The organism is Enterobacter cloacae complex sp. S2, assembly GCF_015159675.1.
Taxonomy (GTDB): domain Bacteria; phylum Pseudomonadota; class Gammaproteobacteria; order Enterobacterales; family Enterobacteriaceae; genus Enterobacter; species Enterobacter intestinihominis.
Genome location: NZ_JADDTS010000002.1, coordinates 40,539 through 63,920 on the forward strand (window position 1 = coordinate 40,539; position 23,382 = coordinate 63,920).

Annotated in this window: 20 protein-coding genes; 10 read left to right on the forward strand and 10 right to left on the reverse strand. The window is 56.3% G+C overall.

Annotated elements, in window-relative coordinates; genetic code table 11:
• Positions 1-126: 126 nt before the first annotated feature.
• The 3 genes from yeiB to IPZ49_RS00895 form a co-directional block, all read right to left on the reverse strand.
• Positions 127-1,284, reverse strand: a complete 1,158-nt coding sequence (gene yeiB / locus IPZ49_RS00885; protein ID WP_063138636.1) for a DUF418 domain-containing protein YeiB — start codon at positions 1,282-1,284, stop codon at positions 127-129.
• 18 nt (positions 1,285-1,302) lie between these two features.
• Positions 1,303-1,971 carry a GTP cyclohydrolase I FolE gene (gene folE, locus IPZ49_RS00890; protein ID WP_015572317.1) on the reverse strand — a complete coding sequence of 223 codons (669 nt, stop codon included), beginning with the start codon at positions 1,969-1,971 and terminating at the stop codon, positions 1,303-1,305.
• Between the two features lie 102 nt (positions 1,972-2,073).
• The gene (locus tag IPZ49_RS00895; protein ID WP_017383385.1) at positions 2,074-3,222 is read right to left on the reverse strand and encodes a YbfB/YjiJ family MFS transporter; all 1,149 of its coding nucleotides are present in this window, start codon (positions 3,220-3,222) and stop codon (positions 2,074-2,076) included.
• A gap of 137 nt (positions 3,223-3,359) precedes the next feature.
• On the opposite strand from IPZ49_RS00895, the gene fghA reads away from it, so the two are divergent.
• Complete coding sequence (gene fghA, locus IPZ49_RS00900) at positions 3,360-4,187, forward strand: S-formylglutathione hydrolase (RefSeq protein ID WP_062938285.1); 828 nt, start codon at positions 3,360-3,362, stop codon at positions 4,185-4,187.
• Positions 4,188-4,454: 267 nt separating this feature from the next.
• Positions 4,455-6,440 carry a ligand-gated channel protein gene (locus IPZ49_RS00905; RefSeq protein WP_015572315.1) on the forward strand — a complete coding sequence of 662 codons (1,986 nt, stop codon included), beginning with the start codon at positions 4,455-4,457 and terminating at the stop codon, positions 6,438-6,440.
• A 54-nt stretch (positions 6,441-6,494) separates the two neighbouring features.
• Here the strand turns inward: IPZ49_RS00905 and IPZ49_RS00910 are convergent, their stop codons facing one another.
• Complete coding sequence (locus IPZ49_RS00910; protein WP_006811308.1) at positions 6,495-7,964, reverse strand: amino acid permease; 1,470 nt, start codon at positions 7,962-7,964, stop codon at positions 6,495-6,497.
• 180 nt (positions 7,965-8,144) lie between these two features.
• Complete coding sequence (gene yieE / locus IPZ49_RS00915; RefSeq protein ID WP_017383387.1) at positions 8,145-9,011, reverse strand: DNA-binding transcriptional regulator YeiE; 867 nt, start codon at positions 9,009-9,011, stop codon at positions 8,145-8,147.
• A gap of 97 nt (positions 9,012-9,108) precedes the next feature.
• Here yieE and IPZ49_RS00920 point away from each other — a divergent pair, with 97 nt between their 5' ends.
• Together IPZ49_RS00920 and nfo are read left to right on the forward strand one after the other, a co-directional pair.
• Positions 9,109-10,155: a YeiH family protein gene (locus tag IPZ49_RS00920; RefSeq protein ID WP_033487350.1), complete on the forward strand. Its 1,047-nt coding sequence runs from the start codon at positions 9,109-9,111 to the stop codon at positions 10,153-10,155.
• Between the two features lie 64 nt (positions 10,156-10,219).
• Entirely contained in the window at positions 10,220-11,077 is an 858-nt protein-coding gene (gene nfo / locus IPZ49_RS00925; RefSeq protein WP_017383389.1) for a deoxyribonuclease IV, read from the forward strand.
• A 74-nt stretch (positions 11,078-11,151) separates the two neighbouring features.
• Here the strand turns inward: nfo and fruA are convergent, their stop codons facing one another.
• The 3 genes from fruA to fruB are packed head-to-tail and all read right to left on the reverse strand — an operon-like array spanning position 11,152 to position 14,922.
• Positions 11,152-12,837 carry a PTS fructose transporter subunit IIBC gene (gene fruA, locus IPZ49_RS00930; RefSeq protein ID WP_015572312.1) on the reverse strand — a complete coding sequence of 562 codons (1,686 nt, stop codon included), beginning with the start codon at positions 12,835-12,837 and terminating at the stop codon, positions 11,152-11,154.
• 16 nt (positions 12,838-12,853) lie between these two features.
• The gene (gene fruK, locus IPZ49_RS00935; RefSeq protein ID WP_006811313.1) at positions 12,854-13,792 is read right to left on the reverse strand and encodes a 1-phosphofructokinase; all 939 of its coding nucleotides are present in this window, start codon (positions 13,790-13,792) and stop codon (positions 12,854-12,856) included.
• Positions 13,792-14,922, reverse strand: coding sequence for a fused PTS fructose transporter subunit IIA/HPr protein (fruB, locus tag IPZ49_RS00940; protein WP_063932865.1), 1,131 nt, complete (start codon positions 14,920-14,922; stop codon positions 13,792-13,794). Before fruB ends, fruK begins: the two co-directional genes overlap by 1 nt.
• A 358-nt stretch (positions 14,923-15,280) precedes the next feature.
• Between fruB and setB the strand changes: the two genes are divergently transcribed.
• The gene (gene setB / locus IPZ49_RS00945) at positions 15,281-16,462 is read left to right on the forward strand and encodes a sugar efflux transporter SetB (protein ID WP_015572310.1); all 1,182 of its coding nucleotides are present in this window, start codon (positions 15,281-15,283) and stop codon (positions 16,460-16,462) included.
• Here the strand turns inward: setB and IPZ49_RS00950 are convergent.
• Positions 16,459-16,713: a YkgJ family cysteine cluster protein gene (locus IPZ49_RS00950; RefSeq protein ID WP_003859353.1), complete on the reverse strand. Its 255-nt coding sequence runs from the start codon at positions 16,711-16,713 to the stop codon at positions 16,459-16,461. The two genes, setB and IPZ49_RS00950, sit on opposite strands and share 4 nt — an antisense overlap.
• A gap of 164 nt (positions 16,714-16,877) precedes the next feature.
• Here IPZ49_RS00950 and yeiP point away from each other — a divergent pair, with 164 nt between their 5' ends.
• On the forward strand, positions 16,878-17,450 hold the full coding sequence (gene yeiP, locus IPZ49_RS00955) for an elongation factor P-like protein YeiP (protein ID WP_003859355.1): 573 nt from the start codon (positions 16,878-16,880) through the stop codon (positions 17,448-17,450).
• 116 nt (positions 17,451-17,566) lie between these two features.
• Here yeiP and uxuA read toward each other — a convergent pair whose 3' ends face one another.
• The gene (gene uxuA, locus IPZ49_RS00960) at positions 17,567-18,757 is read right to left on the reverse strand and encodes a mannonate dehydratase (RefSeq protein WP_058689090.1); all 1,191 of its coding nucleotides are present in this window, start codon (positions 18,755-18,757) and stop codon (positions 17,567-17,569) included.
• A gap of 205 nt (positions 18,758-18,962) precedes the next feature.
• On the opposite strand from uxuA, the gene IPZ49_RS00965 reads away from it, so the two are divergent.
• The 4 genes from IPZ49_RS00965 (at position 18,963) to mepS (ending at position 23,270) form a co-directional block, all read left to right on the forward strand.
• Positions 18,963-20,429 carry a mannitol dehydrogenase family protein gene (locus IPZ49_RS00965; protein WP_193762828.1) on the forward strand — a complete coding sequence of 489 codons (1,467 nt, stop codon included), beginning with the start codon at positions 18,963-18,965 and terminating at the stop codon, positions 20,427-20,429.
• A gap of 123 nt (positions 20,430-20,552) precedes the next feature.
• Complete coding sequence (locus IPZ49_RS00970) at positions 20,553-21,539, forward strand: GTP-binding protein (RefSeq protein ID WP_017383393.1); 987 nt, start codon at positions 20,553-20,555, stop codon at positions 21,537-21,539.
• Positions 21,540-21,560: 21 nt separating this feature from the next.
• Positions 21,561-22,289: a phosphatase PAP2 family protein gene (locus tag IPZ49_RS00975; RefSeq protein WP_063932864.1), complete on the forward strand. Its 729-nt coding sequence runs from the start codon at positions 21,561-21,563 to the stop codon at positions 22,287-22,289.
• 411 nt (positions 22,290-22,700) lie between these two features.
• The gene (mepS, locus tag IPZ49_RS00980) at positions 22,701-23,270 is read left to right on the forward strand and encodes a bifunctional murein DD-endopeptidase/murein LD-carboxypeptidase (RefSeq protein ID WP_003859364.1); all 570 of its coding nucleotides are present in this window, start codon (positions 22,701-22,703) and stop codon (positions 23,268-23,270) included.
• Positions 23,271-23,382 lie beyond the last annotated feature (112 nt).

A 23,382-nucleotide genomic window follows, 5' to 3' on the forward strand; every position in this document is an offset into this window, starting at 1 on the left:
CTCACAGACACCCCCTGTGTTTAGCAAGGTGGCTATTCTGGCAGCGAGAGAGAGGAGACTACGTGAAGAAGCTCACACAGATGAAAACGCTTACATCCGTTTTGTTAATGATTGTGATCCAGATCGTTATCTGGATGTATTACGCAATGACACGCCCGAAGCACGGGCGGTTAACCGTCGCCATGCCCATTCCAGCGGGCCCTGGCGGAAAAAACGCAGCCAGACAACCGAAAACACCACGTTAACAATCCAGATCGGAATAACAAACGCCAGCAGCGTCAGGCGGTCGAATTTCATAAACAGGCCGAATCGGTAGAAAAGCGTGGTGCATATCAGCGTTTGCAGGATGTAATTGCTTAACGCCATCCGCCCAACGCAGGCCACCGCACTGACGATCCACAGGCGGGAAAGCTGGAGCCAGAAGCCGTAGATCAGCGCCGCATAGCCAATAGTCTGGAACGGCGCGCTCAGTTCGCGCGGCACCTGCAACAGGAATGCACACCAGCGGTAATCCCACTGAAGATGCCACTGCATCATCACCGCCGGGAGGTTGATGATCACGCCGAGCAGCACCAGCCCTGCTCCCGTACGACGATAGTGTCGCAGGCTAAATTCCCCTTTCAGCCAGCCGGTGCGCATCAGGGCTGCGCCCATCAGCATCATCCCCGCCAGCTGCCAGCCGTATTGCGCGCCCAGCGCCAGCAGATTATCGCCGAGCATATCGGCCCGGTTGCCTATCGCTTCCATGCCGCCTTTCAGCTTCCAGAACTGCTCATATTGCAGGTTGGCCGCATCCGGGATCCATGAACGACTGGTGGAAGCATCGGCAATCATGCCAAGCAGCAATAACACGGCCAGTCCCATGACATAGAGCATCACGCCGGTATTAAACAGGCTTTTCACACCGGGCGCGTCGCGGATCAGCCGCCAGCAAATCAGCCCCACCAGACCATACGCGAGCAGAATATCGCCGTCCCAGAACAGCAGCCCGTGAATAAAACCGAGGATAACCAGCAGCGTTAAACGCGACTGGATCCAGCGCGTACCGCGTTTGAGGAGAAGCTGAAGTCCCGCGCCAAACAGAAGCGCAAAGAGGGTCAGGAATTTAACCTGTGCAAAGAGATCGAGGATTGCCCACGTCCAGGCGTCGCTGCGCGTGATGTCGCCATACCACGCAGGATTCAGATAAGCGGCCTTCGGCAGACCGAAGGCGCTGATATTCAGCAGCAGGATACCGAGAATGGCGACGCCGCGAACAAAATCGAGCGTGACGTTTCGCTCCATGGTCCCTGCCCTGTCTGATTAGTTGTGGTGACGCACGGCGCGCAGGAACTCCTGGCGGGTGTTCTGGCTCGATTTGAACAGGCCGCCCAGCGAAGTGGTGGTGGTTGCGCTGGTTGCATCACGCACGCCGCGCGCCTTCACGCAGTAGTGCACCGCGTCGATAGACACCGCCACGTTGTTAGTACCCAACAGAGTTTGCAGTGCGGTCAGGATCTGCTGCGTCAGACGCTCCTGCACCTGCGGACGCTGGGCAAAAAACTGCACGATGCGGTTGATCTTGGACAGGCCAATGACCGTATCTTTTGGAATATAGGCCACCGTCGCTTTACCATCGATGGTCACAAAGTGATGCTCGCAGGTGCTGGTCAGCGTGATATCGCGTACCGTCACCATCTCATCGACCTTCATCTTATTTTCAATGACGGTGATTTTCGGGAAGTTCGCGTAATCCAGGCCGGAGAAAATTTCGTCGACGTACATCTTCGCGATGCGGTGCGGCGTCTCCATCAGACTGTCGTCGCTCAGATCGAGATTCAGCAGTTGCATGATCTCCGTCATATGGCCGGCGATCAGACTCTTGCGGGTATCATTGTCCAGCTCCTGCACGGGCGGGCGCAGTGGCGTTTCAAGACCGCGCGCAACCAGCGCTTCATGGACAAGGGCTGCTTCTTTACTGAGTGATGACATTCTTTTCTCCTGCAGGTGTGGCGTCTTTTGCCCTCGTTGTGGCAAAAGTGTGCGCTCATTGTGCGTGAGGCGACGCACATAATCCAGTATTCACGACGATAATTATTGCAATTGCTGTTGCCTTTCAGCCTGACGGTTCCAGACTAACGCTCCGCCAACGAACAGCGCGATCCCCGCCAGCCCCAGCGCAGGTTCCAGCCGATGCGTGAGCCAGGTCGACAGTGCCGACGTGACCGGACCCACCAGCTGACCAATGGCATACCCGGTGGTGAGCAGTCCCGCCATATAACGCGTGTGGTCTGGCGCCAGCTCGCGACCGTACAAAAGAGAGAGCTGCACGGCGCAGAGGAACCCGCCGCCCACCAGCAGCCCACCCGTCAGCAAGCCGCCTATGCCCGGCAGCAGCCAGGCCGCCAGCACGCCAATCCCCTGTAACCACAGAACAATCGCCAGCCTGCGGTTAGCGCTTGATGTATGCCGCAGGGCAATGCTGAGCGCAATTCCCACCACCGAGGCGGCGCCAAATATCGGCCAGACAAACTGGGCAAACAGGCTGCCAGGAAAACGCACCGCCGCCATTTGCGATAAAAAGGTCGCCGGGAGGATATAGCCGAACCCTGCCAGGCTATAGCTCCAGACCAGACGCTTGAGATCTGCGGTCAGCAGCAGCGGTTCAGGCGCGGTACCGGGCCGATGGAGCTGCCCGGACCGCGGCAGGTAGCGCGCCACCAGCACAATCAGCACCAGCGCCAGTACGCCGTAGATTTGCCATGCCGCCCCGGCGGACAAGGATTTCGCCTGAATATAGACCGCCAGCAGGCCGCTCAGAGCGATGCCGGCCCCGGGTCCGGCAAAGACGGCCGCACTGAGTCCCGGTTTGCCCAGCTGCCCCAGCCGCTCGTTGGTCCAGGCGGCAATCAGCACCATCGACCAGCCGCTCATGCAGCCGATCACAAAGCGCAGCAGACCGTGAACAACGGCATTATCTGCCGCCGCGGAGAGCAGCGTTAGCGCCACCGCACCGGTGATGCCAAGCCAGAGACGCGTTTCAACGAAGCGATGGGCGCGCATGGCATCCCATGCCCCCACCAGATAGCCCAGATAGTTCATTGCCGCCACCAGCCCCGCGCTGGTAAGCGTGAGTTGCCCGGCGGCTATCATCAGCGGCACCTGAGGCGTGAAGGCGAAGCGCCCTATCCCCATCGCCACGACCAGAACCACAAATCCGCTGAGCGCGATACGCAGCGCCATGATCGCTCCAATTGTTAAAGAAAAGTAAATTTATGATGCAACATCTCGCCGTCCTGCGAAAGTGAAAGTTGCTCACAGGTCAATGAAAACTCTGTATTATGCGTTTTATGAATCGTCTTACCTTTAAGGAGCCCTGCATGGAACTGCTCGAAGAGCATCGTTGTTTTGAAGGTCGACAGCAGCGCTGGCGGCACGACTCCACCGCGCTGAATTGTGCTATGACGTTCAGCATTTTCCTGCCCCCTGCGGACAATCCACCGGTGCTGTACTGGCTTTCAGGCCTGACCTGCAACGACGAAAACTTCACCACCAAAGCGGGTGCCCAGCGTATTGCCGCCGAACTGGGCATTGCGCTGGTGATGCCAGATACCAGCCCGCGTGGCGATGACGTGGCCGACGATGCCGGATACGATTTGGGTAAAGGCGCCGGGTTCTATCTCAACGCCACGGAACAACCGTGGGCGAGCCATTACCGCATGTATGACTACATTCGCGATGAACTGCCTGCCCTGGTGCACTCTCAGTTCGCGGTCAGCGAGCGCTGCGCGATAAGCGGACATTCGATGGGGGGCCACGGGGCGCTGATAATGGCGCTGAAAAATCCGGGGAAATACACCAGCGTGTCCGCATTTGCGCCGATTGTGAACCCAACGCAGGTGCCGTGGGGGCAAAAAGCCTTTACGCACTATCTGGGTGAAGAAGCAGAAAAATGGCAGGAATGGGACAGCTGCGCGTTGATGCTGGCGAGCGATTCGGTGAATGCGATCCCGATGCTTATCGATCAGGGCGATGCGGATCAGTTCCTCGCCGGACAGCTACAGCCTGCGGTGCTGGCGGAAGCCGCGCGCCAGAAGGACTGGCCGCTAACGCTGCGCATTCAGCCGGGATACGACCACAGCTATTACTTCATGGCGTCCTTTATTGAGGATCATCTCCGCTTCCATGCGGAGCATCTGTTCAGATAAGTTCCGCCTTTTGCCCGGTAGCGCCTCCTGCCTACCGGGTCTTCCCCTCCCCCTCTTTACATACTTCTATCCGCTTGAATCCAGCCTGATTTCTGTCTCCGACACCCAAACACAAATGATTTCAATTATCATTTGTGTTTACAATTCTACATTCTTTTGTACAATTCCAGGCTCTTCTCCATCTCAAAGAGTTCTTACAAGACAAAAACATACAGTTCTCAGGGTTATCCCGATGGAGTTTTATTCATTTTTATACGGAATGTACAAATGACAATACCACGCATTAAGCTCCTGGCCGTTGCCATTGGCGCTGCCACATGTTCCCCCTTCGTTCACGCAGCCGATCAGGACACCGTTGTCGTCACCGCGACGGGTTTTGAACAAAAAATCCAGAATGCCCCCGCCTCCATCTCTGTGATTTCAAAACAGCAGATTGAAGATAAAGCCTACCGTGATGTTACCGATGCCCTGAGAGACGTCCCGGGCGTTGTCGTCACTGGCGGCGGGAGCAGCAGTGATATCAGTATTCGCGGCATGGCCTCTCAGTACACCCTGTTCCTGGTGAACGGCAAACGCGTCAGTACGCGAAGCACCCGCCCCAACAGCGACAACTCGGGTATTGAACAAGGCTGGCTGCCGCCGCTGGAGTCCATTGAGCGCATCGAGGTCATCCGCGGCCCGATGTCCTCGCTTTACGGCTCCGATGCTATGGGTGGCGTAATTAACGTCATTACCAAAAAAGTCTCGAACACTAAAGCCTGGACCGGTTCGTTGCATGGCGATGCGACCTTCCAGGAAAACAATGATTCCGGCGATATCTTCCAGACCAACGCCTACGCTTCTGGTCCCCTGATCGACGGACTGCTGGGCGCAAAAGTGACGGGGCTGTTGTCACGCCGCGCAGAAGATAAAATCGTGAACGGCTATAACGAGCAGAAAATGCGTAACGGTGGCATTACGCTGAACTTCACGCCGGACGAGAAGAACGATTTCGACCTCGACTTTGCTCGCGAGCTTCAGGACAGAAACAGCACCCCGGGGATGTCGAAAGCGGCTGAAACCTGCCGGGGAACAACCTGTACGCCAAATACCAAAAGCGACTCGCGCTATGAGCACACGACCTACTCCTTAACGCACAGCGGGTATTACGACGACTTCAATACCACCAGCTATATCCAGCAGGAAGAGACCAATAATCCAGGTCGCAAAATGCGCTCCTATAACACCACCTTCAACAACCAGAACCAGATTTTCCTCGGCGATCATACGTTGACCCTCGGCGGGCAGTATCGTTATGAGAAACTGCGCGACAAGGGTAATCAGCTGGAAGCTGCTGACGGCCTGAACAAACTGACGCGCTGGAGCTGGGCCCTGTTTGCCGAAGATGAATGGGCAATGACGGAAAGCTTTACGTTGACCGGCGGCCTGCGTATGGACAAAGACCAAAACTACGGTACTAACTGGACGCCGCGCGGTTACGGCGTATGGCACCTGGCCGATCAGTGGACGTTAAAAGGGGGGGTTTCGGCTGGCTATCGTGCGCCGGATCTGCGTCAGTCGTCTGCCAGCTGGGGCCAGGTAACGGGTGGCGGCCGTCTTGACGGTATCATCGTTGGCAACCCGGATCTGAAACCAGAGAAGAGTCTGAGCGAAGAGCTCGCCCTGCTCTGGGATAACAACGATAACCTGAATGCCGGCGTAACGCTGTTTAATACCGACTTCAAGGACAAGATTACGGAAGTTCGCCGCTGTAACAGCAGCGCCGATCCCGCCTGTACGATTGGCGATCACAGCTATGATTTCGTCAGCGATCGCGTCAACGTGGACAAAGCCAACATGCGCGGTGTGGAGTCCTCCTTCGGGTGGAAGATCACGCGTGATGTGAACTGGACTGCAAACTACACCTATACGGAGTCTGAGCAGAAGAGCGGCCAGTTCTCCGGCAAGCCACTGAACAAAATGCCGAAACACATGTTCAACACCACCCTGGACTGGCAGGCGACGCCAGATGTCGGATTCTGGAGCCGTCTCAACCTGCGCGGTAAAACGTCTGAGTACCTGAGCCGCACGTCAATGTCCCAGGGTACGCCGTCCTACACTCAGGTTGATGTCGGTATGCGCTACAACGCCAACAAAAACCTGCTGGTTACTGCCGGTGTGTATAACGTGCTCGATAAGCAGATTGATTACGATACGTATGACACCGTGCTGGATGGCCGTCGCTACACCGTCGGCATGACCTACAGCTTCTGATCTGCCCATAAAAAAGCCCGCTCAACTGAGCGGGCTAAAAAAGAGGAAGTGCGGTTATTGTTTAAATCGTTCCGGGAAATCCATTTCACTGTAGCGAACGAAGCGTGTTCCTTTCGTCAGTTTGTAGCCAAACCAGATGATCAGGAACAGCGGAATGCCAATATAGGTGGCCGTGACGGCGCCCCAGTCAATGGTGTCCGCAAGGAAGGCCTCATAGTTCTGACCCAGGGTAATAATCAGGCACAGAACGAAGGCGAAGATCGGCCCCAGCGGGAAGAACCCTGACCGGTACGGCAGATTATTCAGATCATGACCCTGCTTGACGTACCCGCGACGGAAACGGTAGTGGCTGATGGCAATGCCCAGCCAGGCAATGAAGCCCGTCATACCAGAGGTGTTAAGCAGCCACAGGTAGACCGTCTGATTGCCGAACATGGAGGTCAGGAAACAGAGACCCGCAATCACCGTGGTCGCATACAGCGCGTTGCGCGGCACGCCACCGCGAGACAGTTTCGAGAAAATACGCGGCGCTTTACCGTCGCAGGCCAGGGTGTAGAGCATGCGGGTGGAGGCGTACATCCCGGAGTTACCCGCAGACAGTACCGCCGTCAGGATCACCGCGTTCATCACCGCCGCGGCAGAGAGCAGACCCGCGTGCTGGAAGACCAGCGTGAACGGGCTGACGCTGATGTCTTTCACATCGTTACGCAGCAGGCTTGGGTCGGTATACGGAATAATCAGGCTGATAATCAGGATCGCGAACACATAGAACAGCAGGATACGCCAGAACACCTGACGCACCGCGCGCGGAATGTTCTTCTCCGGGTTTTCGGATTCACCGGCCGCGATACCAATCAGCTCGGTACCCTGGAAGGAGAAACCGACAATCATCGCCACGCCAATCATCGCCGAGAAGCCCCCGGCAAACGGCGCATCGCCTATAGTCCAGTTACTCCAGCCCGCCGGTTCAGCCCCTTTGAAAATACCAACGATCATCGCCACACCGACGACGATAAAGATGATGACGGTTGCCACTTTAATCAAAGAGAACCAGTATTCCGCTTCGCCAAAGCCGCGCACGGAGATGTAGTTCAGCAGGAAGATGACCGCCAGGAACAGGGCGCTCCAGATCCAGCCTGGCGTGTCCGGGAACCACCAGGTCATCACCAGTTGTGCGGCGACGAGGTCAACGGCGATGGTCACCGCCCAGTTGTACCAGTAGTTCCAGCCCAGCGCGAAGCCGAAGCCTTCCTCAACGTATTTTTGTCCGTAGGTCGAAAACGAACCAGACACCGGCATGTATGCCGCCAGTTCACCCAGGCTGGTCATCAGGAAGTAGACCATCAGGCCAATCAGGATATAAGAGAATAATGCCCCACCCGGGCCGGCTGCCGAAATTGTTGCGCCAGAGGCAACGAAAAGACCCGTACCGATGGAGCCGCCAATGGCGATCATCGTCAGGTGACGCGCCTTAAGTGCGCGACGTAGCGCGGGCGCTTCTGTGGTTTTAGTTTCTGAAACCATGTGAAAATGCTGTCCATTCAATAAATGAGGCGCGATTGTAGCAGACGATCTGCGTTGCTTCCGGCAGAAATGCTCAGTTATAAGAGAGCTTCATGACTCGGCCAGGATTATAAGTAAAGCATAAAAATGTGGGGTGATAAGCGCACATAGCCCCGGTAAGCGAAGCGCCACCGGGGAACGTTAAATGGCGCAGTAGCGCAGAAAACGCTGGAGCGAGCTGGAAAGGTGTTTCTGACGATGATGGATGCACCACAGCGTGCGCACCAGCTTCGGCAGCGGAACGGGGATCTCAACCAGAGAGCCGGTCTCCAGCTGTTCGGCAATCACCCGTCGGGAAAGACAGCTAATGCCCAGGCCATGACGCACCGCATGCTTAATCGCCTCGGAGTTACCTAACTCCATCCCTAACTGGAACTGCGGCAGATGGGACAGCAGCAGATAATCGACAATCTCACGCGTGCCGGAGCCCTGCTCTCGCAGGATCCACTGCGCCTGCGCCAGACGCTCCAGCGTCACCTCGCCCTGGAGTAAAGAAGAGGCCGGGGAGGCAAACACCACCAGCTCATCCTCCAGCCAGGGTTCCGCAATGATATCCACGTTGTGGCACGGCCCTTCGATAAGCCCGATGTCCACGCGGAAATCGATCACCGCGTTGATCACGTCCTGGCTGTTGCCGACGCTCATTTCCAGCGGCAGGGTCGGAAAATCCCGGCGGTAGCGGGCAATCACTTCCGGCAGGATGTAGTTACCGATCGTGCTGCTGGCGTAGACGCGAATAGCGCCGTTGTCCTCGCGGAACAGCTGTTCGATCTCCGTTGCCTGCTCCAGCAAGGCCAGGGCACGCGGGTACAGCAGGCGGCCATGTTCGTTCACCACCAGCCGCTTTCCTACCCTGTCGAAAAGCTGAACGCCCAGTTGCCCTTCAAGATCGGTCAAGGCCGCGCTAACGGCGGACTGCGAGAGCGCCAGCATTTGTGACGCCTGGGTTGTCGAGCCGCTTTTCAGCACCTCGGCAAAAACTTCCAGCTGACGCAATGTAATGTGCATGGTTGCTTACCACTTATAAAGATTGATTATAAATATATAATCAATTTTATTTTTAAGCCAGAGCGCCGTAACCTTTAGCCAGACAAAGGAGAAGGTTATGTCAGAAATCACCTTACAACATCATCGTACAGTGTGGCACTTCGTGCCGGGTCTCGCGCTCAGCGCCGTGGTTACCGGCGTGGCTTTATGGGGCGGGAGTATACCGGCGGTTGCCGGCGCAGGGTTCAGCGCCCTGACGCTGGCCATTCTGCTCGGCATGGTGGTCGGGAACACCGTTTATCCACACATATGGAAATCCTGCGACGGCGGCGTGCTTTTCGCCAAGCAGCATTTATTACGTCTCGGGATCATCCTTTATGGCTTCCGTCTCACCTTTTCGCAGATTGCGGATGTCGGTGTCAGCGGGATTGCCATTGACGTCCTGACCCTTTCGAGCACCTTTTTACTGGCGTGCTTTATCGGCCAGAAGATCTTTGGGCTGGACAAACAGACCAGCTGGCTGATCGGTGCGGGTAGCAGCATCTGCGGCGCGGCGGCGGTACTGGCAACAGAACCCGTCGTTAAAGCCGAAGCCAGTAAAGTCACGGTTGCCGTCGCGACGGTAGTTATCTTCGGTACGCTGGCGATCTTCCTGTATCCGGCCATGTATCCGCTGGTGGCGCACTGGTTTAGTCCGGAAACCTACGGCATTTATATCGGCTCAACCATGCACGAAGTGGCGCAGGTGGTGGCGGCAGGTCACGCCATTAACCCGGAAGCGGAAAACGCGGCGGTCATCGCCAAAATGCTGCGCGTGATGATGCTGGCCCCGTTCCTGATTTTCCTCGCGGCGCGGGTTAAACAGCTTGCTCCGGCAGGCGGCAGCGAGAAAAGCAAAATCACCATTCCGTGGTTTGCGATCCTGTTCATCGTGGTCGCTGTCTTCAACTCTTTCCACCTGCTGCCAAAAGCGATGGTGGATATGCTGGTGACGCTGGATACGGTCCTGCTGGCGATGGCGATGGCGGCGCTGGGCGTCACCACACACGTCAGCGCGCTGAAAAAAGCCGGCGCGAAACCGCTGCTGATGGCGCTGGTGCTGTTCATCTGGCTAATCGTTGGCGGTGGTGCGATTAACCTTGCGGTACACAGCCTGTTGGCATAAACCATCTCGTCCTTCTCCTGTTAACCCGCTATCATAGGCATTTCGGGTTAACAGGAGTCTTTTTATGAAATATGTTGGAGCGCACGTCAGCGCTGCCGGTGGCCTTGCGAATGCCGCCATTCGCGCCGCCGAAATCGAGGCGACCGCTTTCGCCCTGTTCACCAAAAACCAGCGCCAGTGGCGCGCCGCAGCGCTCACCGCTGAAGTGATTGATGATTTCAAAGCCGCCTGTGAGAAATACGGCTACGGGCCTGGCCAAATCCTTCCCCACGACAGCTACCTCATTAACCTCGGTCACCCGGTTGCCGAGGCGCTGGAAAAATCCCGCGAAGCGTTCCTGGATGAGGTTCAGCGCTGTGAACAGCTGGGGCTGACGCTGCTGAACTTCCATCCCGGCAGCCATCTGATGCAGATTGACGAAGACGCCTGTCTGGCGCGCATCGCCGAGTCCATCAACATGACGCTGGATAAAACCCAGGGCGTGACGGCGGTGATTGAGAATACCGCCGGTCAGGGCAGCAACCTCGGCTTTAAGTTTGAGCATCTGGCGGCGATCATCGACGGCGTGGAAGATAAATCCCGCGTGGGGGTGTGCATCGATACCTGTCACGCCTTTGCCGCCGGCTATGACCTGCGCACAACCGAGGCCACGAAAAATACCTTCGAGGAGTTCGAGCGTATTGTCGGTTTTAAATACCTTCGCGGTATGCACTTAAACGATGCGAAAAGCGCGTTCGGCAGCCGCGTTGACCGCCACCACAGCCTGGGCGAAGGCAACATCGGCCATGATGCGTTCCGCTTTATCATGCAGGACGCCCGCTTCGACGGTATTCCGATGGTGCTCGAAACCATTAACCCGGATATCTGGGCGGAAGAGATTGCCTGGCTGAAGGCGCAGCAAACCGCTGAACAGGCGGCATAAAAAAAGCCGGGCTGCTTACGCACCCGGCTTTTTTTGTAGGTCGGGTAAGGCGAAGCCGCCACCCGACACCTCTTTTAGGCTGCTTTTGCGACCACTTCCGCTTCCGGGCGCTTCAGCACCGCGTAAGACAGGCCTGCCACCAGCGTACCGGCAACAATCGCCAGCAGATAACCCAGCACCGGCGTGATGGCGCCAGGGATGAGCAGGACGAACAGACCGCCGTGCGGCGCCATCAGTTTCGCACCTACCGCCATGGAGATAGCCCCCGTCACCGCACCACCCACGATACAGCACGGCAGAACACGCATTGGATCGCGTGCCGCAAACGGGATTGCGCCTTCGGTGATGAAGCACAGGCCCAGCACCAGCGCCGCTTTACCGCCTTCCTGCTGCGCTTTATCGAACTTACGGCGGGCAATAATCGTCGCCAGACCGAGCGCCAGCGGAGGCACCATACCGGCCGCCATGATCGCCGCCATCGGCGCGTAGGTCTGGGTACTCAGCAGGCCAACGCCAAACGCATATGCCGCTTTGTTCACCGGCCCCCCCATGTCGGTACACATCATACCGCCGAGGATTGCGCCCAGCAGCACCGCGTTCGCCGTCCCCATGGTTTGCAGCCAGTGGGTCAGACCTTCCAGAATGCCCGCGACCGGCTTACCAATCAGGTAAATCATCGCCAGACCGACCACCAGGCTGGAAATCAGCGGAATGATCAGGATAGGTTTCAGCGCCTCCATACTCTGCGGTAGCTTCAGCTTCGAGCTGATCAGCTTCGCCACATAACCGGCGAGGAAACCGGCAATGATACCGCCGATAAAGCCAGAACCGGTGCTCACGGCGAGCATACCGCCGATAAGACCCGGCGTCAGACCCGGACGGTCAGCAATGGAGAAAGCGATAAAGCCCGCCAGCACCGGCACCATCAGCGCAAACGCGGAGCCGCCGCCAATCTGCATCAACGCAGCCGCCAGCGTGCCCGGCTCTTTAAACGCCTCGATACCAAAGGCGAAGGAGAGCGCAATACACAGGCCGCCCGCCACCACCATCGGCAGCATGTAGGATACGCCGGTCAGCAGGTGACGATACGCGCCCGCAGACTCTTTTTTCCCTTCGGTCGCAGTTTTAGCCGCACCGGTTGCCTGATACGGTTTGGCTTCTGCCAGCGCCTTATCAAACTCCTGCGCGGTCTTCTTCAGCGCCAGGCCGGTAGAGGTACGGTACATCGGCTTGCCGGCAAACTTCGCCAGATCCACTTCGATATCCGCCGCCACAATCACCAGATCGGCTTCCGCCACCTCTTCAGGCGTGATGGCATTGCCCGCACCAACAGAGCCGCGGGTTTCAACCTTCACCCACCAGCCACGTTTTTTCGCTTCGGTTTCAATGGCTTCAGCCGCCATAAAGGTGTGCGCCACACCTGTCGGGCAGGCCGTTACCGCAACAATGCGTTTCGGCCCAGCGGCGGCAACCGGCGCCGCCTCAACAGGTGCGCTGTAAACCGTCGCATGACCTTTTGCTTCGCTCAGAAACAGTTCAGGGTGTGCCACCGCGCGATTAATATCACCCAGCCACACTTTTTTACCGTTCAGGGCGCTGTCCGCGGGGATTTTGTCGCCCAGAACAATCGCCATTTCAGCATCACCCGGGTTATCAATGATATCCAGGTGCGCTTTTTGTGCCGCCGCGCCCAGCAGGGTCTTCGCCATATAGGCACGAGCCTGTCCGAGACCGGAGTCAATGATCAGCAGCGTTTTCATTATTCCTCTCCTGCTGTTAGTTAAAAGGTTTTAAGTCAACGCGCGCCATCATCGCGGCTAACTGGGTACGATCGGTAATACCGACATTGCTCTGGCTCACGGCCAGGGCCGCAACGGCGGTAGCAAGACGTAAGGTATGTTCACTGGATTCGCGCATCAGCAGACCGTAGATCAGGCCGCCAACCATCGAATCCCCTGCACCCACGGTGCTGACCACCTCCATTGAAGGCGGTTTGGCAATCCATTCCCCGGAGGCGTTAACCCACAGGGCACCTTCTGCACCCAGCGAAATCACCACGTGAGCGATACCCTGCTCGCGCAGCGCATGGGCAGCGTCAATCACATCCTTTAATTCTGGCAGCTTACGGCCCGCCCAGATCTCCAGTTCGCGGCGGTTAGGCTTAACCAGCCATGGCGAGGCTTTCAGACCGGCGACCAGCGCGTCGCGGCTGCTGTCGAAAATAATGCACGGGCACTGGCTGCGCAGGCGCGTCATCCAGTCGGTGAACGCTTCCGGGCTGACGCCGGACGGCAGACTGCCGCTGACGCACACCATGTCAAACTGGCCCAGCCAGCTCAGGGAATCGGCAACAAAGCGCTCCCAGTCAGCCGGGGTCACTTCGAAGCCGGAGAAGTTCAGATCGGTCACTTCACCGTCTTTCTCGGTCAGCTTAACGTTGATGCGGGTACGGCCCTGCACAACCTGAAAACGGTTAGCGATGCCCAGTTCACTGAACAACTGCTGAAAACCATCCTGGTTGTCTTTACCGAGGAAGCCGCCTACGGTGACGTCGATGCCGAGATCTTTCAGCACCTTCGCCACGTTAATCCCTTTTCCTGCGGCATGCAGGCCGGTCGTCCGCACCAGGTTGACTTCGCCACGCTCAATTTCCGGGCAGAAGCCCACCAGATCGTAAGCCGGGTTCAGCGTAATGGTCGCAACACGTCTGCTCATTATGCGCCCTCCCCCAGACCGGCCGCGATGGCGTCGCCAATCGCTTTCAGCGCCTGTTCAGCATCCGCACCCTGCGCGGTAAAGCGCAGACGATGGCCTTTCTTCACGCCCAGCGCGACAACTTTCATCAGGCTGCGCCCGTTGGCTGGTTTACCCGAACCGTCCAGATTGGTCACGGTGATCTCACTTGCAAATTGTTTAATGGTATTCACCAGCATGGTGCCCGGACGGGCATGCAGGCCGTGTTCGTTACGCACCACGTACTCTGCGCTCAGCAGGTCATCCGTCAGCTCATCGTCGCTGGTCAGCAGGGCCAGCACCGTCGCCGCGTCTGCGTTCAGCAGTTTTTCAGCTTTATTGTTCAGCAGCAGATCGCCCAGACGCTTCAGCACGGATACCGGCTGATCGTCCGCCATGGCGACCGTTACCAGCATCGCGGCGCGTTCGCCGTCTGTCTCAAAGGCAACCGCAGCACGGCTGACCGCGATAGCGCTACGCAGGTTGCCTTCAGCACTGTCGTTCAGCCAGATGCCCTGACCCAGGTTTAATGGCTTATCATTGATGGCGCGCGTCACAAAAGTGGTATCTGCCGCTCCCACTTCTTTCAGGCGGGCCGCGTTCAGCGCCTGGAGCGTCAGCAAATCGGACGCAACGACGTCCAGCGTCAGGGTTTCATTATCCAGCTTCAGCGCTTCGCTCTGTTTTTCGCCCATCAGCAGGGCACGCAGCTCTTCAGCAGTGGTGGCGGATTTAAGCTGTTCCGCGACGGCATCATCGCTCAGCACGTGCGTCAGCTGACGCAGCAGGCCCAGGTGTTCGTCACCGCTGGCCGCGATGCCGATCGCCACATAAGCCACCTGCCCCTCGCCCCACAGCACGCCCTGCGGGAACTGGAAGACCTGCACGCCGGTTTTCAGCACCTGATCGCGGGTGTCCGTGGTGCCGTGCGGAATTGCAATACCGTTACCGAGGAAGGTGGAGGTCTGCTGTTCACGCGCCAGCATGCCGTTGACGTAGCCGTCAGCCACGTTGCCAGCCTGCACGAGCGCAGCGGCGACCTGGCGAATAGCCTCTTCTTTATTCCCGGCCTGTTCGCCCGGGTGAATATCCTGAACAGATAACTGGAACATGATTCTCCTCTCCTGCTGAAATTGAATCGTTTCAGCTTAACTGAGAAACCAGGCGCTAACCTGCTTCTTCAGGACAGGCAAGATAGCGCTGAAACGTTTCAAGAAGTCTTGTCTTTTCTACAAAAGGTTGCAAGAAAAGTTACATTTCTTGTTGCAGAATTTAGAAGTGCAGCACATTTCTTCTTCAGTCGGGAGGTTTTTGCTGATGTTCAGCAAACAGGTTCAGCACGCTTCAGCGAAACGGCGATAAACTGAAATGCTATTTTGATTTATTGTGGCAATCTTGATTTTGCCCTCTGTTTATTTAATGACAGGCGGCGTAAACTCCGCCTCTCTCTGTTACTCGCAAAGACTGAACATGCATAACACCCCCGCTGCCGCCTCACCAAAGCCTTTTGATTTGACGTCAACGGCGTTTTTGATCGTTGCTTTTCTCACCGGTATTGCCGGTGCGTTACAAACGCCTACGCTGAGCCTGTTTCTGACCAACGAAGTTCATGCCCGCCCGGCGATGGTTGGCTTCTTCTTCACCGGGAGCGCCATCATCGGCATTTTCGTCAGCCAGTTTCTAGCCGGGCGTTCAGACCGCAAAGGCGATCGCAAAAGCCTGATCGTTTTTTGCTGCCTGCTCGGGGTGTTTGCCTGCCTGCTGTTTGCCTGGAACCGTAACTACTTCATTCTGCTGTTCGTGGGCGTCTTCCTGAGCAGTTTCGGCTCGACCGCCAACCCGCAGATGTTCGCCCTTGCCCGCGAGCATGCCGACCGCACCGGGCGAGAAGCGGTGATGTTCAGCTCGATACTGCGCGCGCAGGTGTCGCTGGCGTGGGTGATTGGCCCCCCGCTCGCCTACGCGCTGGCGATGGGTTTTGGCTTTACGGTGATGTACCTCAGCGCAGCCGTGGCCTTCGTGGTATGCGGCGCAATGGTCTGGTTCTTTCTGCCCTCCATGCGCAAAGAGCCGAAAGTGGCGACCGGTACGCTGGAAGCTCCGCGACGTAACCGGCGCGACGCGCTGCTGTTATTCATTATCTGTACGCTAATGTGGGGAACCAACAGCCTCTATATCATTAATATGCCGCTGTTTATTATTGATGAGTTGCATCTGCCGGAGAAGCTGGCCGGGATCATGATGGGAACCGCCGCGGGGCTTGAGATCCCCACCATGCTGATTGCGGGCTATTACGCGAAGCGCTTCGGCAAGCGCTTTTTGATGCGCGTCGCCGCCGTAGCCGGGCTGCTGTTTTATGTCGGTATGCTGACGGTTCATACGCCAGCCCTGCTTCTTGCTTTACAGCTGCTGAACGCCATTTACATCGGCATTCTGGCCGGTATCGGCATGCTCTACTTCCAGGATCTGATGCCGGGTCAGGCAGGCTCTGCCACCACCCTTTATACTAATACCACCCGCGTGGGCTGGATTATTGCAGGCTCACTGGCGGGCGTTGTGGCTGAAATCTGGAACTATCATACGGTGTTCTGGATTGCGCTGGTGATGTGCGTCCTGACGCTGAGCTGCCTGACGCGAATCAAAGACGTTTAAGGCGCGGTGAGCGCTTCCAGCTCAAGCAGATAAGTGATGGCCTGCTGGCGCGTACTGCCGCACATTTCGGCGGTTGGCTGGAGCCCGGAGCACACCTTCGGGCGCAGGGGCGAGCCAAAGATCATGCACAGGTTAGTGTCAGAGAGCTGAACGCAGCGGGTATTGGCAGGCTTGCCCTCCGGCATGCCTGGAATGGGGCTTGAGATGGACGGTGCGGTACAGCACGCGCCACAGTCGGAACGACAATCCATACATGCTCTCTGTTGGTGGCAGATGCCCGCGCAGTCGGGCATTGCGCGCACAGTAACACCTTTTATGTATTGATAGCAAAACCCACGAATTCCGCTTGCCTGAAAGGCCGCGCGCGAGTAATTTGGCGCGATATTTTTTACCTCCCGTAAACAGGATTACTGCAATGCCAAGAGCGAACGAAATTAAGAAAGGTATGGTACTGAATTACAACGGCAAACTGCTGATTGTGAAAGATATCGACATTCAGGCACCCAGCGCCCGTGGCGCAGCAACGCTGTACAAAATGCGTTTCTCCGATGTCCGCACCGGCCTGAAAGTGGAAGAACGTTTTAAAGGCGACGATATCGTTGATACCGTGACCCTCACCCGTCGCTACGTTGATTTCTCCTACATCGATGGCAACGAATACGTGTTCATGGATAAAGAAGATTACACCCCGTATATCTTCACCAAAGATCAGATCGAAGAAGAGCTGCTGTTTATTCCTGAAGGTGGGATGCCGGACATGCAGGTGCTGACCTGGGATGGCGTGCTGCTGGCGCTGGAGCTGCCGCAGACCGTTGATCTGGAAATTGTTGAAACGGCACCGGGCATCAAAGGCGCGTCTGCAAGTGCGCGTAACAAACCGGCTACCCTGACTACCGGTCTGGTCGTACAGGTGCCAGAGTACCTGTCAGCGGGCGAGAAAATCCGTATCCATATCGAAGAAAAACGCTATATGGGTCGTGCTGACTGATCCTGCTTTTCGCCCGGTGGCGCTACGCTTACCGGGCCTACAAAAAACCGGCTCTGATGCCGGTTTTTGTGTTTTTGTAGGCCGGGTAAGGCGCAGCCGCCACCCGGCAACAACCTTTACAGCAGTTCAGGATACTTCGTCATTTTCAGCGCCAGCTCGATACCGCGCACTTCCGCCATCCCTTTCAGACGGCCAATCGCCGAATACCCTGGATTCGTTTTCTTGCGCAGATCGTCCAGCATCTGGTGCCCGTGATCCGGACGGAACGGGATAGGACGTACAACCCCCGCCTGCTTACGACGTACCTCTTCAGAGAGAATGGCATCCACCACCGCAACCATGTTCACGTCGCCGCCAAGATGGGCTGCTTCGTGGAAGGTTTTCGGGTTCTCTTCACGGCAGGTTGCACGCAGGTGGGTGAAATGAATGCGATCGCCGAAGGTTTCGATCATCCGCACCAGATCGTTATCCGCCCGCACGCCATACGAGCCCGTACACATGGTAAAGCCGTTGTAGATGCTGTCCACCGTCTCTTTCAGCCACTGCATATCTTCAATCGTAGACACGATACGCGGCAGGCCGAGGATAGGGCGCGGTGGATCGTCAGGATGAACCGCCAGCCGCACGCCGACTTCTTCTGCCACCGGCACAATAGCGCGCAGGAAGTGCGCCATGTTTTCACGCAGCTGGTTTTTATCGATATCGCCATATTCCGCCAGGCGCGCACGGAACTGATCGAGGGTATAACCCTCTTCCGCACCGGGCAGGCCCGCGATGATATTGCGAACCAGCTTCTCAATGTCCGCTTCACCGGCGGCATTGAACCACGCCAGCGCCTGCTGCTGCTCTTCGGCGGTGTAGTCTGCTTCCGCCCCCGGACGCTTCAGAATGTGCAGTTCGAAAGCCGCAAAAGCGATTTGATCGAAACGCAGCGCCTTCGAACCATCGGCCATTTCATATTCCAGGTCGGTACGCGTCCAGTCCAGGATCGGCATAAAGTTGTAGCAGACGGTATCAATACCACAGGCTGCCAGGTTACGAATGCTCTGCTGATAATTCGCAATCCAGGTATCACACTCACCGGAGTGGGTTTTGATATCTTCGTGAACCGGAATACTTTCCACAACAGACCAGGTTAACCCCTTCTCTGCCAGCTGAGCCTGACGCTTTTGGATTTCCTCTACCGGCCACACCTGACCGTTCGGAATATGATGCAGCGCCGTGACCACACCCGTTGCGCCAGCCTGACGCACATCATCAAGAGAAACCGGATCGTTCGGCCCGTACCAACGCCAGGTTTGTTCCATTGCCCCACCCTCTCAAGTTGTTATACCAATATGTATTACTTCAATGACGACTACCATACATGTTTAATCGAAGTGGTCAATACAGCACGCGGCATTGATTGATCAAACTCACATAACAGGGATATTTACGGCTTACCAATTTAATTTGTTGTCATATAACTTTACACTGGCATTGTTAATTAATGGTTAATCAGGTGTGTATTACATGAAGACTATTGCCTCCACCGCGCTTCCTGCTCATGTCCAGCAGCCCCGCTACGATCGCGAGCAGTTACGCTCCCGCATCGTCCATTTCGGTTTTGGCGCGTTCCACCGGGCGCATCAGGCGTTGTTAACAAACCGGGTACTGAATGCCAAAGGAGGCGACTGGGGAATTTGTGAGATTAGCCTCTTTAGCGGCGATGTCCTTATGGGCCAGCTCCGGGCGCAGGATCATCTGTTTACCGTGCTGGAGAAAGGTGCCGAAGGCAATCAACCCATTATTATCGGTGCGGTAAAAGAGTGCCTGAACGCCAAACTCGACTCGCTGGCAGCCATTATTGAGAAATTCTGCGAACCGCAGGTGGCAATTGTCTCCCTCACCATTACCGAAAAAGGCTACTGTATCGATCCGGCGACGGGAAAACTGGATATGCGGAACAGCCGCATGCTGCACGATCTCGAGCACCCGTCTGAGCCGCATTCCGCGCCGGGTATTCTGGTTGAAGCGCTTCATCGCCGCCGCGAGCGGGGCCTGCCGGCGTTTACCGTGCTCTCCTGCGACAATATTCCCGACAACGGCCACGTGGTGAAAAATGCCGTTCTCGGCATGGCCGGAAAGCGTTCCGCAGAGCTGGCCGCATGGATCGAGGCGCACGTGAGCTTCCCTGGTACCATGGTCGACCGAATCGTGCCCGCCGCCACCGACGCCTCACTCGCGGAAATCACCCAGGAACTTGGCGTTGAGGATCCCTGCGCCATCAGCTGTGAACCGTTCATTCAGTGGGTAGTGGAAGATAACTTTGTCGCCGGGCGTCCGGAGTGGGAGGTGGCAGGCGTACAGATGGTTGAGGATGTCCTGCCCTGGGAGCAGATGAAGCTGCGGATGCTGAACGGCAGCCACTCCTTCCTCGCGTATCTGGGCTACCTTGCCGGCTACGCGCACATAAATGAATGTATGCAGGACGACAGTTTCCGCGAGGCTGCCCGCAGGCTGATGCTGAATGAGCAGGCCCCTACGCTGCGCATCACCAACGTTGATCTGACAGCCTATGCTGACAGCCTGCTTGACCGCTTCGCCAACCCGGCCCTACAGCATCGTACATGGCAAATCGCCATGGACGGCAGCCAGAAGCTGCCTCAGCGCATGCTGGAAGGGATCCGCATGCATCTTGAGCGTAACACCGCCTGGCCATTACTGGCGCTGGAGGTGGCGGGCTGGATGCGCTACGTCAGCGGTACGGACGAACAGGGCAACGCCATTGACGTACGCGATCCGCTGAGCGACAAGTTTCAGGCCATTGTCGCTACCAGCAGCGACGCAGAACGCGTTAGCGCCCTGCTGACGCTAAATGAAATCTTTGGCGACGACCTGCCGCAAAACCCTGTCTTTGTCGAGGCAATCACCAGCGCGTACCAGCGCCTCGTCCGGCTTGGCGCGCGCCAGGCCGTTATCGAAACGTTAAAAATTTAGCGATTATTGCGTTTAAGGCGAACGGTTTTATGCTCCGTTCGCCCTCCCTCTTCTCAATGCCCGATTTTTTCGTCAGGATGATAGATAGTTGTTACTACATCACAATTATTTATCGGAGCGCACGTGACCAAAACCAACCTGATCACCGGTTTTCTAGGCAGCGGTAAAACTACGTCCATTCTGCATTTGCTGGCCAATAAAGACCCGGCGGAAAAGTGGGCCGTGCTGGTCAACGAATTTGGCGAAGTGGGGATCGACGGCGCGTTGCTCGCCGACAGCGGCGCGATGGTGAAAGAGATCCCGGGCGGGTGTATGTGCTGCGTGAATGGTCTGCCGATGCAGGTCGGGCTGAATACGCTGCTGCGTCAGGGCAAGCCGGACCGTCTGCTGATTGAGCCCACCGGGCTGGGGCATCCTAAGCAAATCCTTGATTTACTGACCGCCCCGGTATACGAGCCGTGGCTTGAGCTGCGTGCGACGCTTTGCCTGCTCGACCCCCGCCAGCTGCTGGATGAAAAAGCGATCAATAATGACAATTTCCGCGACCAGCTCGCCTCGGCAGATATTATCGTGGCGAATAAATCCGATCGCGCGACGGCTGAGAGTCAGGCCGCGTTCCAGTCCTGGTGGCAGCAGGCTGGCGGTGGACGTCAGTATGTGCAGACGACCCAGGGCAACATTGATGGCGCCCTGCTCGACCTTCCCCGCCTCAACCAGACGCAACTGCCTGCCAGCGCTGAGCATTCGCATAGCCACGGCGCGAAGCAAGGCCTGGCTGCACTGAGCCTGCCGGAGCATCAGCGCTGGCGTCGCAACCTGAACAGCGGCCAGGGGCATCAGGCCTGCGGGTGGATCTTCGATGCCGATACGGTTTTCGACACCATTGGTATACTGGAATGGGCGAGACTCGCGCCGGTTGAGCGGGTAAAAGGGATCATGCGCACTCCGGATGGTCTGGTGCGCATTAACCGTCAGGGCGAGGATTTCTTTATTGAAACCCAGAACGTCGCCCCACCCGACAGCCGGATAGAGTTAATTAGTGCGGTTAATACCGACTGGAATGCCCTCCAGTCAAGCCTGTTGAAGCTTCGTTTAAGTTTGGGCGGCTAACGTTGCCCCTGATTTCACACATTGCTGAAGACTATGACGACTCGACTTCCTGCTATTTTATTGCTCAACGCTGCCGGCCTGGCGATCTTTTTCTCCTGGTATATCCCGGCGGATCACGGTTTCTGGTTCCCGCTGGATTCCGGGCTGTTCCACTTCTTTAACCAGGCGCTGGCGAAGAGTGAAGCCTTCCTGTGGCTGGTGGCGATCACCAACAACCGCGCGTTTGACGGCTGTTCGCTGCTGGCAATGGGCTGTCTGATGCTCTCCTTCTGGCTGAAGGAAGACAAAACGGGTCGTCGCCGTATTCTGATTATCGGCCTGGTGATGCTGCTGACGGCCGTGATTATCAACCAGCTGGCGCAGCATCTGATGCCGGTTAAACGCGCCAGTCCTTCGCTCTTTTTCCCGAATATTAACCGCGTCAGCGAGCTGCTTCATATTCCAACCAAAGATGCCTCGAAGGACAGTTTCCCGGGCGACCACGGTATGATGCTGCTGATTTTTGCAGGCTTCATGCTGCGCTATTTTGGTAAAAAAGCCTTCACCATCGCCCTGGTTATTGTGGTGGTATTTGCATTCCCGCGGGTGATGATTGGCGCTCACTGGCTGACAGATATCGCCGTAGGCTCCCTCACGGCGGTGTTAATTGGTTTACCGTGGGTGCTGATGACCCCCCTGAGCGATCGCATAATAGACATTTTTGATCGCTATCTTCCTGGCAATTTAAACAAGCTGGAAACAAATAAATAACGAAAATTAACACCATTCATCAGGGATCGTTTTCGATCCCTGCGTCACTTCTTTTCGGCGTCATTCAACGCTGTCATCATCCCGTCATACAATTCGTGATAAAAATGAAGCAATTGCAGGGATTACCGATATGAATGGCGGCATTTTGAGCAATTCCGCGCTGTAACTTTGTGTATCACATTTTCTTATAAAAAAACGGACTTTTTTGCTCGCAATACCCCGTGCAATCGGTTAACCTCGAACTCGTTTTGCCCCACTGAGATAATTATTATCATGGTGAATAATTTTGTGCGTTGAGCCACAGTTTTCACCATAAAGAATTGTCTCATTGTGAACAGATTATTAGTCTCGTCACGGTTGGCATTTTTATAACGATATTTTCGTTAAGGACTTCAAGGGAAAACAAACAAAATGGTCAAATCTCAACCAATCTTGAGATATATCTTGCGGGGGATCCCGGCGATTGCAGTGGCGGTTCTGCTTTCGGCATGTAGTACGACGAACACCGCGAAGAATATGCATCCTGAGACGCGTGTTGTGGGAATGGAAGATTCCTCTTCACTGCAAGCCTCTCAGGATGAATTTGAAAATATGGTACGTAATCTCGACGTTAAGTCGCGTATTATGGATCAGTATGCTGACTGGAAAGGCGTGCGTTACCGTCTGGGCGGCAGCACCAAGAAAGGCATCGATTGTTCCGCGTTCGTACAGCGTACATTCCGTGAGCAGTTTGGGTTAGACCTTCCGCGTTCTACTTATGAACAGCAGGAAATGGGCAAATCCATTTCGCGCACTAAACTGCGCACGGGCGATTTAGTCCTGTTCAGAGCGGGTTCAACCGGTCGACACGTTGGCATCTATATCGGTAACGATCAGTTTGTCCATGCTTCCACCAGCAGTGGTGTGACGATTTCCAGCATGAACGAACCTTACTGGAAGAAGCGCTACAACGAAGCTCGCCGCGTTCTGAGCCGTAGTTAATATTGCTGTCGTATCGTTGGTTATCCCTTGGCTGGCGATACGATAAAAAAAGCACTGCTCCGGCAGTGTTTTTTTTTGCCCGTTACACTGATAACTATCCAGCGGCATTTCA

What these genes read in the sequence shown, in the direction of transcription:
- fruA (WP_015572312.1), bottom strand. Translation starts at nt 12,837, where the DNA reads ATGAAAACGCTGCTGATCATTGACTCCGGTCTCGGACAGGCTCGTGCC.
- folE (WP_015572317.1), bottom strand. Translation starts at nt 1,971, where the DNA reads ATGTCATCACTCAGTAAAGAAGCAGCCCTTGTCCATGAAGCGCTGGTT.
- uxuA (WP_058689090.1), bottom strand. Translation starts at nt 18,757, where the DNA reads ATGGAACAAACCTGGCGTTGGTACGGGCCGAACGATCCGGTTTCTCTT.
- fruK (WP_006811313.1), bottom strand. Translation starts at nt 13,792, where the DNA reads ATGAGCAGACGTGTTGCGACCATTACGCTGAACCCGGCTTACGATCTG.
- fruB (WP_063932865.1), bottom strand. Translation starts at nt 14,922, where the DNA reads ATGTTCCAGTTATCTGTTCAGGATATTCACCCGGGCGAACAGGCCGGG.
- IPZ49_RS00920 (WP_033487350.1), top strand. Translation starts at nt 9,109, where the DNA reads ATGTCAGAAATCACCTTACAACATCATCGTACAGTGTGGCACTTCGTG.
- yieE (WP_017383387.1), bottom strand. Translation starts at nt 9,011, where the DNA reads ATGCACATTACATTGCGTCAGCTGGAAGTTTTTGCCGAGGTGCTGAAA.
- nfo (WP_017383389.1), top strand. Translation starts at nt 10,220, where the DNA reads ATGAAATATGTTGGAGCGCACGTCAGCGCTGCCGGTGGCCTTGCGAAT.
- IPZ49_RS00895 (WP_017383385.1), bottom strand. Translation starts at nt 3,222, where the DNA reads ATGGCGCTGCGTATCGCGCTCAGCGGATTTGTGGTTCTGGTCGTGGCG.
- fghA (WP_062938285.1), top strand. Translation starts at nt 3,360, where the DNA reads ATGGAACTGCTCGAAGAGCATCGTTGTTTTGAAGGTCGACAGCAGCGC.
- IPZ49_RS00910 (WP_006811308.1), bottom strand. Translation starts at nt 7,964, where the DNA reads ATGGTTTCAGAAACTAAAACCACAGAAGCGCCCGCGCTACGTCGCGCA.
- setB (WP_015572310.1), top strand. Translation starts at nt 15,281, where the DNA reads ATGCATAACACCCCCGCTGCCGCCTCACCAAAGCCTTTTGATTTGACG.
- IPZ49_RS00950 (WP_003859353.1), bottom strand. Translation starts at nt 16,713, where the DNA reads ATGGATTGTCGTTCCGACTGTGGCGCGTGCTGTACCGCACCGTCCATC.
- yeiB (WP_063138636.1), bottom strand. Translation starts at nt 1,284, where the DNA reads ATGGAGCGAAACGTCACGCTCGATTTTGTTCGCGGCGTCGCCATTCTC.
- mepS (WP_003859364.1), top strand. Translation starts at nt 22,701, where the DNA reads ATGGTCAAATCTCAACCAATCTTGAGATATATCTTGCGGGGGATCCCG.
- IPZ49_RS00965 (WP_193762828.1), top strand. Translation starts at nt 18,963, where the DNA reads ATGAAGACTATTGCCTCCACCGCGCTTCCTGCTCATGTCCAGCAGCCC.
- yeiP (WP_003859355.1), top strand. Translation starts at nt 16,878, where the DNA reads ATGCCAAGAGCGAACGAAATTAAGAAAGGTATGGTACTGAATTACAAC.
- IPZ49_RS00905 (WP_015572315.1), top strand. Translation starts at nt 4,455, where the DNA reads ATGACAATACCACGCATTAAGCTCCTGGCCGTTGCCATTGGCGCTGCC.